We start from the raw sequence: 17,125 nt of genomic DNA on the forward strand, positions 1-17,125 counted from the left end.
AGAATTAGATGATTATGTTCATTGGTTTAATCATATCAGAATTCACGGAACACTTGGGTATTTAAGCCCTATTGAATATAAAAATGAACACCTTAAAAAAGTTGTCTAGTTTAGTGTTGACATACCAAGTTATCAAAAACAGTTTAGGTAAACTATCAGTAACCGGTTACAAATACACAGATATCTAGGAGCTGAATGAAGTGAAAAAAATATAATGTAACAACTAACGATAACTACCGCCTTCATGCTTGGGACTTTCCCCCCATAGACTACACCCCCACGGGCACACACGAAAAAAAGGGCACTTTATCATAGAGCGCCCTCAATTATTATCACCAATTTCGTTATTAGGCTTTTTTCTTTACTGGAATCCATATTTCGCTTCGATACTTCGGATTTCCAGTGTCTGGACTTTCGTTCCACAAAATTTCAGGACCTTCAACTGCTTCATATCCTGAAGATGGAAACCACTCTGAGTATATCCTTCCCCATACATTTTGGAGTGTTTCCGGGAATGGTCCAATAGATTCGAAAACGGCCCATGTACCAGCTTCTACTTTCAATACATCGAATTTTCCTATTTTATCACTTGAAGTTGCTACACCGATATAATGATCGAGCATCCCTTTTTCTTCCATTCTTCCTTCAGAGAAGTTAACCGATGCACTAATAATCCCTGTTGGTTCTACATTGGAAAGTGCTTTTAATTGTTTAACAACCTCAGGGGTTAAAAGTTCAGTCATTTTTGCAATCTCTGGATTGACACCTTCAAAAACAATGGGAACTCTCTTCTTAAATCCGACTACCTTAAAAGGTCCTTTCTCCACAATGCGATAATTCATTTCGCATCCTCCTTTAATTGATAATTGAAAGGTCATTCTAGGAAACGCTTTCACCTGTGCATTCTCACCTCTAGCTTCAGAAGGAAGAATGCCATGGATCGAATGAAAAGCACGGGAGAATGAATCCGCTGAATCATAACCATATTTGACAGCAACATCGATGATCCTCAAATTTGTATCTTTTAAATCAAGGGCAGCCAGCGTTAATCTCCTTCTTCGGATATATTCTGACAAACCAATTCCTGATAAAAAAGAAAACATTCTTTTAAAATGATACTCGGAGCAATGAGCAATTTTTGCTACTTCACGATAATCAATATCCTCCGTAAGGTGCTCTTCAATGTAAGCCAATGCTTTATTCATCCTATTTAACGAATCCATGAAATAACCTCCTTTCATCATCGATATTATCAAAGGATGCGCGAACCGACCCGACATTCTGTGCACAGTATAGTCGAATATCTGTCACTCCCATTATTTGTACTATAGTCAACAAGAAGCTTAGAAATGTGGTCCATCATTTCTTAGTATACTCAATCTTAATCCTTTCTGGGCAGTTCAATAAAATAAGGGCTTCCAGACATATAGCAGAAAAAATGTCTGAAAACCCTTAGAGACATTAACCATCTAATTCTCTACATTTGTAAAAACAACATGCTCAACATATGTAGAATGATGGATATAGACAAAGTGTGGAATTTACCATTTTTCGATTGTTCTAAGGAGAGATCACTTTTGTAAAGGTTTCTCCTTATTCAAAAAAATTTATTAAACATCCTTTGATTTAGTTTCCTTTTGTTTCGATAATGCAGATAAAACAAACTGGTCGCCTTTCTCAATCATTCCTATAAATTTATGAATGATGCTAATTTTTGGAACTACCTTATAAACAATGATAGCAATAATAACACTAATTGTAGCTCCTACAAGAACATCTGCTGGATAATGAACTCCTACCCAGATACGTGAAACACCAACTAAAGTAGCCAGTACGAGCCATAAAAATCCCCAAACTCTCTTAAACAGCCAAAAGGACACGCAAAATGAAAAGAACAACATCGTGTGGTCACTTGGAAAGGAATTGTCCACCGCTTTTTCAATTAGCTTATTAACGTTTGTTAATTCGGCAAATGGTTGGTTATTGGAGTGAATCATCCCTGCTAATTTCCCAAACAATTCTGCCATGATAAAAGTTACCATTGCACATAAAACCATCATTCGATTTATCTTGTTACGAGTTAACCAATAAATGATAACCGCTAATGCTAAGAAAACGACCATATATTCAGCAATGAAAATCATTACGGGATTGAACGTTGAATACTCTTTCCCTAAATCATTAATCATTCTAAAAAAATGAATATTTATTTCTGATATTGTCATTGGTTTCTCCTCCTTTAATTCACAGTTATTTTTATATATATAATCGCATCAATAATCTTGTAAACAAAGAATAACCCCATAAATCCTACTCCGTATGAAAATAATGAGCTTGCCAATACAAGCAGAAATAGAGATGGGAATATTATTTATAAAACTCTTAGTAATAGACCTACAATCACAGAAACAAAAGTAAAGCCACCTAAATAATAATGAGCAGGTAAATTAAAAAGCATTGTATTTTTGGATAACGAGGTAAACTCTTTTATTTTAAATTGTTCTATAGCCTTTTTCGTTGCTTCCTCTTTTGTTTCCCCATGGCTGACTAAATCTTGCACTGGCACCCTATTTTTAAACAGCAGTTTTTAGCCTCTCAAAATATAATTCAGTTATCAAGTCTCATCCCAACAATGCTTAAATAATCTGAATTACAATTTCAATATAAAAATAAGGCTTCCAGACCCCGGGTATGTGATCGAAAGTCTGGAAACCTTAATTTAAGTCATTTAAGGCATATTATTTATTATTACTTATCATCAATACCACTATCTCAACGTGTGTGGAGTGTATGTGGCAACACAAGAGATGTTGGTGGGTTTATCAACTTTCTTAAAACTTATTTCTTCTAGAAAACACACTTGTTAAACGAAAGCCTATGTTAGTTTGTACATATTTTCACAAAACAACTTAAGAAATAATAATTAGTTGAAATATTAATATGATGATAGATATACTATATAAGTATTTGCTTATATATTTATTTTGGAGGTTGAATATGAAAACAACAACCTTGGAGGAAAGTGCAAACATTTTAAAGTTATTAGGTGATAAAACACGTCTTTCAATATTAGGGTTACTTCAAATTAAAACCTTTTGTGTATGTGAATTGGTTGATATATTCAAAATGACGCAACCTGCAATTAGCCAACATCTACGCAAACTAAAAGATGCAGGCTTAGTAAAAGAAAAGAGAAAAGGACAATGGATTCATTATTCTCTTAACCGTAATAGTGATTATTTTCAATTAGTTGAAGATATATTAAGACATATTCCTAGCCAAGATGATAAATTAAATATTTTAAAACAACAAAGTTCAAAGATGACGTGTAAATAAGGAGGAACATCTAGTTTGTTACAACCAGTTTTAGCTTCAGTAATATTTCTGATTACGCTGATACTTGTTATTTGGCAGCCTAAAAACTTATCAATTGGCTGGTCTGCTTGCGGTGGTGCTATCGTAGCACTCCTAGTTGGAGTCGTGAATTTTCAAGATGTTTGGAATGTAACAAATATTGTTTGGAACGCAACTCTAGCGTTTATTGCCATTATTATTATTTCATTAATTCTAGACGAAATTGGATTCTTTGAATGGTCTGCTCTTCATATGGCAAGAGTAGCAAAAGGGAATGGAGTGAAAATGTTTGTATATATCACAATTTTAGGGGCCATAGTAGCAGCACTTTTTGCAAATGATGGTGCAGCACTCATATTAACTCCTATTGTTTTATCAATGGTAAGGGCATTAAACTTTGATGAAAAAATGGTATTTCCCTTCATCATAGCAAGCGGTTTTATTTCAGATACAACATCTCTACCTCTAGTTGTAAGTAACTTGGTGAACATTGTATCGGCTGACTACTTTGGCATTGGATTTAGCGAATATACTTCACATATGATTATTCCAACAATATTTTCGCTGATTGGAAGTATTTTAGTTTTGTATCTATACTTCAGAAAAAGTATCCTAAATCGATACGATATAAAGGATTTAAAACATCCCGTTCAAGCTATTCGAGATCAAAAAATGTTCCATATATCCTGGTTTGTACTATCAGTTCTCTTCATTGGCTATTTTGTAAGTGAATTTTTAAATATTCCAGTATCAATCATAGCTGGAATTATTACCATATTCTTCTTAGTAATGGCTAGAAGGAGCTCCTCTGTTAATACTAAGAAAATTATTAAAGGGGCTCCTTGGAATATCGTTTTCTTCTCTATTGGTATGTACGTTGTTGTTTACGGCCTTCGAAATGCCGGATTAACCAATATCCTAGCTGATATTATTCAAATTGGGGTGGACAAGGGGTTATTTTCAGCTACGATGTTAATAGGCTTCCTAGCAGCTGCTCTTTCATCTGTTATGAACAACTTGCCTACAGTAATGATTGATGCTTTGGCCATATCTGATACCACTGCAACAGGTACAATTAAAGAGGCTTTGATATATGCAAATGTAATAGGATCGGATTTAGGGCCAAAGATTACTCCAATTGGTTCTTTAGCAACCCTTTTATGGCTTCATGTTTTATCACAAAAGGGTGTAAAAATATCTTGGGGAACATATTTTAAGACGGGAATAGTGCTAACAATTCCTGTTCTGTTCATCACCTTATTAGGGCTTTATCTTAGTTTATTAATCGTTTAACAAATAAAAATAGAATAGGAGATATAGTAGAATGTCTAAAAAAACAATCTATTTTTTATGTACGGGAAACTCTTGTAGAAGCCAAATGGCAGAAGGTTGGGCAAAGAAGTACTTAAGTGATGAATGGGTAGTTAAAAGTGCGGGAATTGAAGCACACGGACTAAATCCTAACGCTGTCAAAGCAATGAAAGAGGTTGGTATTGATATTTCCAACCAAACATCGGACATTATTAATAATGAAATTTTAAACAATGCCGATTTTGTTATTACTTTGTGTGGAGATGCAGCCGATAAATGCCCGACGACTCCACCCCACGTTAAACGCGTCCATTGGGGATTTGATGATCCTGCTAAGGCAAAAGGATCAGAAGAAGAAAAATGGTCAGTCTTCCAACGTGTCCGCGATGAAATTGGAAATAGAATTAAACGGTTTGCTGAAACAGGTGAATAATGAAATCATTGCCCCCTTCTTAGAGAAGAGGGGCATTCTTTATATAGCTACAACAAGATTTTTGATCTTCACAGCATGCTGATGTGTCTTATGATTGGTCCTTTTCACCCTTCACTTTCTCGAAGAACAAAAATAGGCAACAACCCATAAGGGTTAATTGCCTTCTTTTAAAATAAGTTGCGACACGCACTCAACGTGGGCGGTCTGAGGGAACATGTCAACTGGTTGAATGTATTTTACTTCATATTTCTTACTTAAGGTTTGGATGTCTTTGGCTAATGTTGATGGGTTACATGAAACATAGATTAATTTTTTGGCTTCTACTTGTAAAATCGTTTGGATCAGTTGGTGATCAAGGCCTGTACGAGGCGGGTCAACGACAATGACATCCGGTTTCCATCCTTTTTTCACCCATTTAGGCAAGACTTCTTCTGCTTTTCCCGGAACGTATTTTGTATTGCTGAAGCCGTGACGCTTGGCATTTTTCTTCGCGTCTTCAATTGATTCAGGGATAACATCCATCCCACGTACTTCTCCGGCCTTGTCTGCCAACCAAAGCCCGATTGTTCCTACTCCGCAATAGGCATCTACCACTTTTTCCACACCCGTCAGACCTGCGGCTTGTTTCACTTCATTATATAGCTTGACAGTTTGTACAGGATTTAGTTGGAAAAAGGTCCTTGCTGAGAGTTCGAATTGCAAATCACCTAATACTTCTTGTATAAAATCCCTCCCTGCAAGGGAATGTGTCTCTTCTCCAAAAATAAGTGATGTTTTTTCGCCATTTATGTTTTGAACAATGGATTTCACATTCGGAAGCCGCTTTTGGATTTCCTGAATGATCAGTTCCTTTTTAGGTAACTCTTTTTTCGACGTAATAAGAACTACTTGCAATTCTCCCGTTTGCATTCCTACACGAGTTACAATTGTTCTTACTAGCCCTTTTCTCGTTTTTTCATGATAAATCGGGATATTTAAGTCTTCTAATATTTTTTTTACTTGTGTAGTGGCTTCATTTGTCTGTGCATGTTGGACGGCACATTGGTCAATATTAATTAGCTGATGCGAATTAAGGCCGTATAATCCAGCAAGTACTTGCCCGTCTTTTTCCCTTACTTGAAAACTGCTTTTATTGCGGTAACCCCACGGGTTTTCCATGCCAATCGTTTCGCGAATATCCAGTTTGTTTACATCTAGTTTCGTATGACGCTCTAAAGCTTGGATGACAATGTCACGTTTTTCCTTTAACTGCTGGTCGTATTGTAAATGCTGGAGCTGGCAACCTCCGCATTGGGCGTACACTGGGCAAAGCGGTTTAATGCGATGAGGTGATCGGATACGAATTTTTTTGATCCTTGCCTCCGCGTATTTCGGGTGAATTTTCGTCGCCTCTACAACCACCTCTTCACCTGGAAGAGCTCCTGGCACAAAGACAACTTGCTTTTTAAAATAACCGACCCCTTCCCCATTGATTCCAAGTCTTTTAATGGTTAGAGGAAAGGTTTGCTTTGGTTGGATTTTGATCTGTTCTTTCTTCATTCGGTTCACTCCAAATTTTTCAAGGCTTACCCATTAATACAGGGAAGCGTAACGTAAATAGGAATCCTTGCCTTGATAATAACTTTCCAATTCTTCAAAGGCACGAAGTTCCATCCTTTATAGTTTTCATCGTATTATAGCATGAATCAAACAAAAACCGAATTCCTTACGAATCCGGCGTTTGTTTCTTTTGTATTTTTTGTTGTTTCATCAGATGGTCAAGACTTTTGAATTTATAGCCTTTTTTCTTTAGATCCTGGATAGCTTTTTCAAGAGCATCCGCGTTATCCTGAGAAACTGAATGCAGGAGCATGATGCAGCCAGGATGGACACGGCTCATGATGTTATCGTACGCATATCTCCAGCCCTTTTGCTGGCCAATATGCCAATCAACGAAAGCAAGAGACCAAAAAATATGAGTATATCCTTCCTCTTTTGCAATTTGCATCGTTCTTTCACTAAAAATGCCGCGTGGTGGTCTCAGATATTTCATCTTTTTTTGTCCGGTTATTTTCTTTGTTTCATCCTTTACTTTTTGCAGCTCTTTACGCACCCGTTCATCACTTATTTGAGTGAAATCAGGATGGTTCCAAGAGTGGTTGCCAATAATGTGGCCCTCTTTAACCATCCGCTTGGCTAGGTCAGGCTGTGACTTTAGAAAATGTCCTGTAACAAAAAATGTGGCCGGAACTTTTTCTTTTTTTAATACATCAAGAATTTTCTCGGTCTGTCCATTTTCATAACCACTATCAAAGGTTAGGTATAATATTTTTTTATCAGGACTGCCCTTATAGACTGCTCCATATTTCTCTAAAATCTGATCGTATTCTGGACCTGCTTCTGCCGGTTCTTCATTCATCGCTCTTTTAAATCCCCAATGAATGGGTTTATTTGAAACAGCAGCAAAGGTAATGCTAGGAACCAATAAAAATAATATACTAAATATGCTTAAAAATATGCTTAAAAATTTTTTCATCCCTATTTCCCCCTGGATTCTTTTTTTATATTTTCTGTATTGGATGGGGAAACATAATTAGTATTTAAAGGAAATTTTCGGGTTCCACTAGACGATTTTTACGATCAAAAACAAAACTTATGAAAAAGAGCAGCCCCGTCATCATCGGGACTGCCCTTTTCATTATTTAAATACCGGATCTTTGAATTGTGCCAGTTTTTCCAAAGAAGATTTGTCTACATCCGCATGAAGGCTATTGCCATGGGAATCCATTGTAACAACAGCTTTAAATCCTTCTACACGGAGATGCCACATTGCCTCAGGGATACCAAACTGTAAGAGGTCAACGCCCTCGACTTCTTTAATACAATCTGCATAGTATTGGGCGGCTCCTCCGATCGCATTGAGATAAACACCGCCATGCTCTTTAAGGGCAGCTAATGTTTTCGGGCCCATACCTCCTTTACCAATAACGGCACGGATACCGAATTTCTTCATAATATCTCCTTGATATGGTTCCTCGCGAATCGAAGTAGTCGGACCAGCGGCTTTCACGTGCCACTTACCATCTTCATCCTTCAACATTACCGGTCCGCAATGGTAAATGACTTGTCCATTCAAATCAACCGGAGCATCGTGATCCATCAAATATTTATGAATGGCGTCACGGCCAGTATACATCATGCCGTTAATTTGTACGACATCACCAACTTTTAATGATCGAATTTGTTCCTCCGTAATTGGTGCTTGAAGAGTGATGACTTTTTCTGAAGTTCCTGCAGCTGCCGCTTCTTTTTCTGCTTCAGTTTCTTTAAAATCAATAAACTCGCCATCTTGGTATGCCCATTCAATAATTTCTCCCGTTTTAGCGTCCACGCTTACACCCATTCGGCGGAATGCCCAGCAATTGTAAGCAACAGAAACATAGAAGCTAGCTGGGATGCGGTGCATGACGCCAATTTTACATCCTAAAAGGGTAGCTTCACCACCGAAGCCCATGGTTCCGATACCTAATTTATTGGCATTCTCTAAAATATACTCTTCTAGCTTGCGAAGATCTTCGTTTGGATTCACATCATCAACCGGACGGAATAATTGTTCTTTTGCTAAATCGTAACCAGAGGAACGGTCTCCACCAATTCCAACTCCAATAAAGCCTGCACTACAGCCTTGTCCTTGTGCCTGGTATACAGAGTGCAAGATACATTTGCGGATTCCATCAAGATCGCGACCTGCACGGCCAAGACCCTCTAGCTCACAAGGAAGGCTGTATTGAATGTTTTTATTTTCACAACCTCCGCCTTTTAAAATAAGACGAACATCGATATAATCTTTTTCCCATTGATCAAATTTAATAACCGGAAGGCCAATCCCAAGGTTATCTCCACTGTTGACTCCAGTCAACGAATCAACAGAATTCGGGCGCAATTTACCTTCCTTCGTTGCCTGAACAATGGCTTTTTTAATAGCTTCTTTTAATTCAAGTTGATTAACACCCACTGGGGTTTTAATTTTAAAAGTTGGAAGACCAGTATCTTGACAGATTGGAGATACTTGCTCATCCGCCATTTTTATATTGTTAGTAATCGTTGCAAGGCTCATCGCTGCTCGTGTGCCAGCATTTTCTCTTTCCTTAGCTGCCTTTATGGCACGGCGTACATCTTTAGGCAGCTTAGTGGAAGTTTCAACGACAAGCTTATACATGCTTTCTTGAAATTTTTCAATATTCACGTTCAAATTCCCCTTTCCCATTGCCCGTATCTTTATCTCTGCTAATTCCTTATTACTTCATTACAACTTTTGACATGTTTAATTATACTCCTATACATACAAGAATAAAAGGCTTTGACTGCAATCGATTTCATATAAGAAAAGCGAAAGCCCCCTGGGCAGCGGCGTATGGCTTCCTCCCAAAAGCTACAGCTTTCGGTCGTGCGATGAATATGCTGCCGAAGCCTTCCTTGTGGTGACTCTCCAACTGAGATAAAGGAAACACGAAAAACCGGAGGCGATTCGATGTTGACTTATCGTAGGGCGGAGACCGAAGGCGTCTCACCGCTAGGAGGCTGGAGCTAAACAATTTTCGAAGTCAAAAAGATACAATCTTATCTTTTTGAAAAGCGTAAGCCTCCTGCCTAGTGGAGTATAGTCTCCTCCCAAAAGCTGCGAGATCATTTTCCATTTCGAAAATAACCTTTTTTACATAATAAAACGAGTCTGCTATTTCACAGACTCGCTTAACTCACGATTTTTAAATTCTTTTATCTTAGATTCCAGTTCATCAATCATTGAAATTAATCGATCAATATCCTCCAAATCCGCTTCTTCTGGATTGATGGAATCAAGGATATCAAGAAACATATTAAGACGATGTTTTAAGAAATCGACTTGTGTGTGTTTATCATGGATTGGACTGCCCACTCGACTCTCTCCTTTCAATTTCCTTTTCTATTCTACCGAGGTCTTAACACTTTAGCAATCATTACTAAAAATTTCTCAAAGTCGATCAATACTTTCTTAATTTATTAAAAAACTCCTGCTCTTTTGTCGCAGGAGTGCTGTGATCCATTGTCATCACCTAGGTCTTTCAGATACAACAAATCCAAATGAAACGTAATCCTGTACAGGGATCCAGGCCCCAATACCTTGGGAAGTGACATTTTTGATCACGATAAATTTCTTATTCCCTTTCAGCATTAAATACACTTCTCCGTAAGTAACTTTCCCTTTTTCATTCACTGCTGGAGCATAGGCATATAAATACCCGAGGCGATTTGCAGGGATATTATAAATATGGTCATTTTTCGTTCCAGCCCCGATAATCGTTTCAAATGCTAGCGGTAGCTTTGTTTTCTGCATAGCTTTTAAGAGCATCATTTTTTTAACATCTTCCGCATTGGGAATCTTGGCTGTTAATCCGCCTCGTACAATTTTTTGTGTCTCTTGTACGTATTTGATTTGGTAAGGGACATCTCCCCCACGGTTATCAAAGTAGTTTGTATTAATTTTTTGATATTCCCAATTCGGTGCTGTTTCTGATGATTCATAATTCAAAGGCCATTGACCGAGATAAATGATTGCTCGGTAGCCAAGTGCAAATGGGGTACTGTTAATACTTGATTCATTTAGCATCCGGATTAGATCAGGATTTTCAATCTTTACATTAGATGAATTGATAAGCTTTTTTGTAAAATCACTTGGCTGTAGTAAAGGTAAATCCTGTGTTGAATTAGGGTAAGTATTTTGTTTTGTAATGTTTCGGACAGATGAAGGAATCTGATAGCTAATTGGCTGTTTTTTTGCAGGCGCTTTTTCAGCAGCGTTAGCAACTGGTAAGAAAGGAAACATTAGAAACAAAGTCATAAGAACAGATACTATACTTTTCACCTATGCGAACTCCTTTCGGTAGCATAAAATAATTTGCTTATAGTTTTTTCGGAGTTCAACTATATTATCCATTCCCCTAAGTTAATTTCATATATTTCGCTTGAAGATTTCTCATAAATTTATCAAAGAAAGGAAAAAACAATTGAATCGACGGTCCAATTGCAAACGTGATAATGATTGTCCCGATTCCAATAGGTCCTTTTAACAATAAAGCCGGGATAAAGGCCGTTAATTCTCCTATTGTTTTAGCCATCCCTAAACTAATATGAAATCGTTCTTTTAGCGCCAACATGAAATTGTCAATAGGGCTTTGCGGAAATTTCGCCTGCAAATAACAGGAGATCCCCATTCCAATAATTAAAATACCAGAAATTAATGTAATCAATTTAGTAATAAAAGGTTGGATTTGCCATGATTCAAATATCATATACATCCAAAAATCAACCATAAATCCTATAACAATAATGGTTAAAAATGACAGAAAATCTGGTCTCCTTTTTACTAGCAGTGCGTTAATGAATACTAGGATAGCGCCGTCAATCATGACCCATCTCCCAATTGAAAGGCCAAGATGATCAGTTAATGCCACATTTAAGGCATCCCATGCGCCAGCTCCTAAATCCGCTTTAATCGTCATACACACGCCAAACGTCATGATGAATAATCCGATACAATAAAATGCTAGTCGAATAAAAAAGTTCATAATTCCTCCCAAATGTAATGTAACGTAACATAATTGTAATAATCAGAACATTTACAAAATTGAAATTTTAATTTATAATTAGCTTAACCTTTTAAAAAGGAGGGCCGCTTTCTATTCGCTAATTCATTATCCACATAAGGAGGTTGGGATTCTCTCATACATGGCAGTCAACACTCGTGTTTATCCTGAGATCATTCAAACATGAAGGTTGGTGATTGATGATCCCATAGAAAGCGATTGGTTTTACCCTAATACATTAAAAACGTGCGTTACCATTATAGCACAGGAATGAAAAGATTCACCGAAAAAGTAAGAAAGAGAGGGTGTCCTAAAATTTTAAGGGCACCCCTTTTTGTTTTATTTATTAATCATCATTTCAGGAGGCTTTGCTTTCCACGGACGTGCCAGCATCGTCGCTTCCCTTCTGTACGGAGACTCCGTCTAATAATTCCAATAAGAAAAAGACTGAGCCCGAAAGGTCGTTTTTAAAGACCTTATCGGGCTCAGCCTTTTTTGTTTTGTCTAAATGTCCACACCTTGTTAGAGCAGATAGAAGCCAATCCCCATAATAAAGTAGGCAGCGAGTAGGGTTAGGCCCTCGAACCAGTTGGATTCTCCGTCGTTTGAGATGACAACCATAAGTAGGACGGAAGTTACCATGGTGATGAGTTCAGGCAATGTAAATACGAGGGGCATTTTCTTTTCAAACAAGAGAGATATAAGTACTAAGACTGGTGCTACAAACATAGCAATTTGCAAAGTGGAACCTACTGCAATTTCAACCGCAATATCCATTTTGTTTTTGTAGGCCATGACAATCGCTGACGCATGTTCTGCTGCGTTACCTACGATGGCTACAATGATTACCCCGATGAACAGTTCTGTCCAACCAAACGCTTCGGCTACATAATGGAAAGTATGAACAAGATTTTCTGATATATAAGCTACTGCCAAAGTAGATAATAAAAGGATCAAAATGGATTTGCCTTTCCCCCATTCTGGCTCTTCTTCATGATGACCGTTTTCGGCAGCTGCTTCAGATTCTTCCGTTTGATAAACCCCCCGGTGGGTAACTAGTTTAAAGAATAATGCAGCAAGATAAAGTGCAATTAAAATAATCGATATTCCAACACTCAATGATAAGGTTTTCGTTTCATTCATATTCATTGAGAATACTTCTGGAATAACAAAAGCAACAATGATCGCAAACATTAATAGCCCTGAATTATGCCTTGCATCATGAACATTAAAGAGTTGCCGTTTAAATTTTAATCCGCCAACGAAAAAGGATAATCCTGCAACGAGCAAAAGATTTCCTAATACAGAACCAGTTAAAGAGGCCAGAACCACTCCAATTAATCCTGCCTTTAAAGAAAATATCGATATGATTAATTCAACCGCGTTACCAAATGTAGCATTTAACAACCCGCCTATCCGTGGCCCAGCCACAATTGCTAGGCTTTCAGTAGCCCTGCCCATATAGCTTGCAAGAGCAACGATGGATAAACAATAAATGATAAATAAGATCATGGTCGGCCAGTGCATTAAGCTTCCAATGACAGAAAGTGGGACACCAATAAACGTCATTAACATAAAAATTTTATTCGTCATAAATTCCCTCCATATATTCTAGGTTTGCCAAAAAGTTGTCTAATTTATCTTTCAGGGTAAAAGGAAAAATTTTCATAAAAAAGATTACCACTTTGATAAAAAAATGGAAACATTTTTCTTGCAAAACCACAGGTTTCCAGATACCATCGACTAAAAACGAATTAGAAATAGAGGAACGTCAAATGAAAAAAAGTAATTTTCGATTTTGGATCCTTGTCAGCATTGTCGCTATTTCTGGTTTTTCTCAAGGAATGCTTCTTCCGCTAATAGCCGTCATATTTGAAAATAGCGGGGTATCTTCCTCCTTAAATGGATTAAATGCCACTGCTCTTTATCTAGGCATTTTACTCATTTCTCCTTTCATGGAACCCCCGCTTAGAAAATTTGGATACAAACCTGTCATTATTTTCGGAGGCGGATTAGTAGTCGCTGCTCTCGCTCTATTTCCCGTATGGAAATCCTTTTGGTTTTGGTTCGTCCTAAGGTTAGTTATCGGGATTGGTGATCACGCCCTGCATTTTGCTACTCAAACATGGATCACCTCCTTTTCATCACCAGAAAAAAGAGGAAGAAATATTTCCATCTATGGTTTGTTTTTCGGGATTGGATTTGCTACCGGCCCATTAATGACACCGCTCGTAAACGTAAATGAAGCTTTACCGTTTATTATTTCCTCCCTTCTTTGTTTCATAGGATGGATATTTGTTTTCACTTTAGTCAATGAATGGCCGGAGCAAGAAGCCGGAATCAACTCCTTTCTAGCAACCATCAAGCAATTCCGGAGCGCCTTTAAATATGGCTGGGTAGCCTTTTTACCACCGTTTGTCTACGGATTTTTGGAGGCTTCCTTGAATGGCAGTTTCCCTATTTATGCACTTAGAATGGATATCCATGTTTCAAGCGTTTCTGTTGTTCTTTCTGCCTTTGCAATCGGCAGCATTATTACCCAGCTCCCACTTGGAATGTTAAGTGACCAATACGGACGAAGGAATGTATTAATGACTGTTCTTTTTCTAGGGTTTGGAAGTTTCACTATAGCCAGTTTTCTCGAACACTCGTTTATCGGTCTTTTTATAGCCTTCCTTGTATCCGGAATGATGGTCGGCTCTACCTTCTCACTTGGCATTAGCTATATGGCTGATTTAGTTCCAAAAAATCTATTGCCAACAGGAAACCTTCTCTGTGGAATCTTTTTTAGCCTTGGGAGCTTAAGTGGACCTATTTTCGGAGGATTATTTATCAAATTTTTTGAGAATGTCAGCTTTTTCTATATCATTAGCACTTTACTCTTCATTGTCTCAGTCATCCTATTTGTCTTTGGAAAAAAATCATACTGTATGATTGAACAAGAAATTTCTAGGTAATGGGATGACCAAAAACATTCTTTTTTCCAAATGGAACTGTCTTTTTTTTATTGACGCACTAGTGATAAGGGGTAATGTTATTGGAATCTTTTTTAGTAATTTATAAGCAAAAACATTCCACCTGCGTAAACTGTATGATAAAATAAAAGAAAAAAATTTTACTATCAGGAATTTGTGCTGTCACCATTGGGTGGCAGCTTTCGTGTTTTATAGGGGTTATGAATTTGATTCTTTTTCTCAATTAGAAGAAAAATGCCAAAGTGGCTAATAATCAGGAGCAAAAGGAGGAGAAACTATGGTACCTGAAACAAAAGTATTAGAGAAAAGAATGAAAAATGTAGAAGTAAGTTGGATTGAAAAAATAAAACCACATGCCGAACTGATAGCGGCGGGTATGAGCGGTCTTCTTATTTTGGCTGGTTGGTTATTGGATAAGTATGGCCAAGGCACAGGATCCATCATTGCTTATTTAATGGCCTTTGTTATTGGAGGATTTGCCAAAGCGAAAGAAGGTCTGGAGGAGACAATTGAAAATAAAGAATTAAATGTAGAAATGCTGATGATTTTTGCAGCGATTGGTTCGAGCCTGATCGGCTATTGGACAGAAGGAGCTATTCTCATCTTTATCTTTGCTGTCAGTGGTGCACTTGAAACGTATACAATGAACAAAAGCCATAAAGAAATTTCCTCCCTCATGGAGTTGCAACCTGAAGAAGCACTTTTGATTTCAAACGGTTATGAGGAAAAAATCCCTGTATCCCAATTATGTATTGAAGATCAGATCCTTATTAAACCAGGTGAAAGAATTCCTGCCGACGGTGTGATTTTGAAAGGGAAATCAACGATTGACGAAGCAGCTATTACAGGAGAATCCATGCCTGTCTCAAAAGGAGTCAATGAAGAAGTATTTGCAGGAACGGTAAATATGTCCGGTTCTATCACAGTTAGAGTTACAAAGGAAAGCAATGAAACTCTTTTTCAAAAAATCATTCAGCTCGTTCAATCCGCTCAAAGTGAAAAATCACCGTCCCAGCTTTTCATTGAACGTTTTGAAGGAACCTATGTCAAAGTGGTTTTACTCGTTGTTGTAGCCATGTTGTTCCTTCCGCACTTTCTGCTTGGCTGGAGTTGGCAGGAATCTTTTTACAGGGCGATGATTTTATTGGTAGTTGCCTCTCCATGTGCACTTGTCGCCTCCATTATGCCGGCAACCCTTTCCGCTATTTCAAATGGAGCTAGACATGGAATTTTGATAAAAGGCGGAGTTCATTTGGAAAACCTGAGTCATCTCGGTGCAATTGCCCTAGATAAAACAGGAACTCTTACAAAGGGAAAACCTGAAGTGCTTGAGGTCGTCGTTCGGGAAGATTTGGATAGGGAAGAAATCATATGGGTGGCAGCATCAATTGAAAGTCATTCGACCCATCCCCTTGCCCAAGCGATTGTAAAATATGCAAAAAATCATATTCATAAGGAGCTCTTTCATCCAGAAAGCCTAGAGGATGTTCCTGGCTGGGGAGTTACAGCTGTTATTCAAGGGAACCAATGGAAAATAGGTAAAGCAGCATTTGTAGGAAAAGAAGCTGCTGAATCCTTTGCATCGGGTAAAGCCAAAGAACTAGCCAGTAAAGGAAGCACCTTGGTATATATAGAGATGAACGGGGAATTATGTGCCATTATCGCCTTAAAAGATGTAGTTAGAGAAGAAACGAAAGCCGCCATTAACCAATTAAAGAAACAAGGGATCCATACCATCATGCTTACTGGCGACAGCGAAAAAACAGCGAAAGCCATTGCACAGGAAAGTAAGGTTGATGAGTACTTTGCTGAATGTTTACCAGAAACAAAAGTAGAATACGTGAAACAATTAAAGTCGAAATATAACAATGTAGCCATGGTAGGAGACGGGATCAATGATGCACCTGCATTAGCTACAGCCAATGTGGGCATTGCCATGGGAGGAGGAACTGATGTTGCACTCGAAACAGCAGATATCGTGCTCATGAAAAACGATTTAGCACGAATTGCTGAGGCAGTTAATCTTTCTAAACGAATGAATAAGATAATTAAGCAGAATGTTATTTTTTCCATAACTGTAATCATGGTGTTAATTTGTTCCAACTTCTTTCAGTTCATTGATTTACCATTTGGCGTTATTGGTCATGAAGGCAGCACCATTCTTGTTATATTAAATGGTTTGAGACTACTGAAATAAAAACATTCCTTGGCGCAAAAAAGAAGGCTGTCCAAAATATAAAATGTACCCTATAAGATGGACACTTTGAAAAAAGTCCTTCTTGTAGGGTACTTTTGTTTATAATGAGAAAAAAGATGTTGGAGCGGAACTAGAATGACGAAGAGACTATTAACGAAAAAAGAACAAGAACTACTAAAGAAGAATCCTTATGTAAAATCAGTTAGCGATAAGGCGATTACCTATACAGACGAATTTAAGCGTCATTTTATTG

Annotated in this window: 16 protein-coding genes; 6 read left to right on the forward strand and 10 right to left on the reverse strand. The window is 37.7% G+C overall.

Translation table 11 applies throughout. The annotated features are described in order from the left end of the window. Positions 1–109: IS3 family transposase (locus GZA11_RS14355; protein WP_163182945.1), on the forward strand; the 109-nt coding region annotated here is incomplete at its 5' end. A gap of 238 nt (positions 110–347) precedes the next feature. Here the strand turns inward: GZA11_RS14355 and GZA11_RS14360 are convergent. The 3 genes from GZA11_RS14360 to GZA11_RS14370 all read right to left on the reverse strand — a co-directional run bounded on the left by GZA11_RS14360 (position 348) and on the right by GZA11_RS14370 (position 2,560). After that, positions 348–1,223: an AraC family transcriptional regulator gene (locus tag GZA11_RS14360; protein ID WP_038539758.1), complete on the reverse strand. Its 876-nt coding sequence runs from the start codon at positions 1,221–1,223 to the stop codon at positions 348–350. Positions 1,224–1,610: 387 nt separating this feature from the next. Next, positions 1,611–2,225 (reverse strand): undecaprenyl-diphosphatase, encoded by a 615-nt coding sequence (locus tag GZA11_RS14365; RefSeq protein ID WP_163184251.1) that lies wholly within the window; start codon positions 2,223–2,225, stop codon positions 1,611–1,613. 146 nt (positions 2,226–2,371) lie between these two features. Further along, entirely contained in the window at positions 2,372–2,560 is a 189-nt protein-coding gene (locus tag GZA11_RS14370) for a hypothetical protein (protein ID WP_163184252.1), read from the reverse strand. A 437-nt stretch (positions 2,561–2,997) separates the two neighbouring features. On the opposite strand from GZA11_RS14370, the gene GZA11_RS14375 reads away from it, so the two are divergent. Genes GZA11_RS14375 through arsC form a run of 3 tightly spaced genes read left to right on the forward strand, consistent with a single transcriptional unit; the run spans position 2,998 to position 5,098 of the window. Next, on the forward strand, positions 2,998–3,336 hold the full coding sequence (locus GZA11_RS14375) for an ArsR/SmtB family transcription factor (RefSeq protein ID WP_163184253.1): 339 nt from the start codon (positions 2,998–3,000) through the stop codon (positions 3,334–3,336). A gap of 15 nt (positions 3,337–3,351) precedes the next feature. Then, a complete protein-coding gene (locus GZA11_RS14380; protein WP_163184254.1) occupies positions 3,352–4,647 on the forward strand; it encodes an arsenic transporter in 1,296 nt (431 codons plus the stop codon). A 31-nt stretch (positions 4,648–4,678) separates the two neighbouring features. Next, complete coding sequence (gene arsC / locus GZA11_RS14385) at positions 4,679–5,098, forward strand: arsenate reductase (thioredoxin) (RefSeq protein ID WP_163184255.1); 420 nt, start codon at positions 4,679–4,681, stop codon at positions 5,096–5,098. A 153-nt stretch (positions 5,099–5,251) separates the two neighbouring features. Here arsC and rlmD read toward each other — a convergent pair whose 3' ends face one another. From rlmD to cax, 7 genes are all read right to left on the reverse strand, one after another. Next, positions 5,252–6,637, reverse strand: a complete 1,386-nt coding sequence (gene rlmD, locus GZA11_RS14390) for a 23S rRNA (uracil(1939)-C(5))-methyltransferase RlmD (RefSeq protein ID WP_163184256.1) — start codon at positions 6,635–6,637, stop codon at positions 5,252–5,254. Between the two features lie 166 nt (positions 6,638–6,803). After that, a complete protein-coding gene (pdaA, locus tag GZA11_RS14395; RefSeq protein WP_163184257.1) occupies positions 6,804–7,613 on the reverse strand; it encodes a delta-lactam-biosynthetic de-N-acetylase in 810 nt (269 codons plus the stop codon). A gap of 162 nt (positions 7,614–7,775) precedes the next feature. After that, entirely contained in the window at positions 7,776–9,323 is a 1,548-nt protein-coding gene (locus GZA11_RS14400) for a fumarate hydratase (RefSeq protein ID WP_163184258.1), read from the reverse strand. Positions 9,324–9,812: 489 nt separating this feature from the next. Beyond that, a complete protein-coding gene (locus GZA11_RS14405) occupies positions 9,813–10,013 on the reverse strand; it encodes an SE1561 family protein (RefSeq protein ID WP_038539706.1) in 201 nt (66 codons plus the stop codon). Positions 10,014–10,166: 153 nt separating this feature from the next. Beyond that, a complete protein-coding gene (locus GZA11_RS14410; protein WP_200878248.1) occupies positions 10,167–10,940 on the reverse strand; it encodes a YfkD famly protein in 774 nt (257 codons plus the stop codon). Positions 10,941–11,055: 115 nt separating this feature from the next. Next, entirely contained in the window at positions 11,056–11,682 is a 627-nt protein-coding gene (locus GZA11_RS14415) for a YczE/YyaS/YitT family protein (protein WP_163184259.1), read from the reverse strand. A gap of 540 nt (positions 11,683–12,222) precedes the next feature. Beyond that, a complete protein-coding gene (gene cax, locus GZA11_RS14420) occupies positions 12,223–13,293 on the reverse strand; it encodes a calcium/proton exchanger (protein WP_038539698.1) in 1,071 nt (356 codons plus the stop codon). Between the two features lie 182 nt (positions 13,294–13,475). On the opposite strand from cax, the gene GZA11_RS14425 reads away from it, so the two are divergent. Together GZA11_RS14425 and GZA11_RS14430 are read left to right on the forward strand one after the other, a co-directional pair. After that, on the forward strand, positions 13,476–14,657 hold the full coding sequence (locus GZA11_RS14425; RefSeq protein WP_038539695.1) for an MFS transporter: 1,182 nt from the start codon (positions 13,476–13,478) through the stop codon (positions 14,655–14,657). A 295-nt stretch (positions 14,658–14,952) separates the two neighbouring features. Next, positions 14,953–16,872 carry a heavy metal translocating P-type ATPase gene (locus tag GZA11_RS14430; RefSeq protein WP_038539692.1) on the forward strand — a complete coding sequence of 640 codons (1,920 nt, stop codon included), beginning with the start codon at positions 14,953–14,955 and terminating at the stop codon, positions 16,870–16,872. Positions 16,873–17,125 lie beyond the last annotated feature (253 nt).

The organism is Neobacillus sedimentimangrovi (assembly GCF_010614825.1).
GTDB classification, from domain to species: domain Bacteria; phylum Bacillota; class Bacilli; order Bacillales; family Cytobacillaceae; genus Neobacillus; species Neobacillus thermocopriae.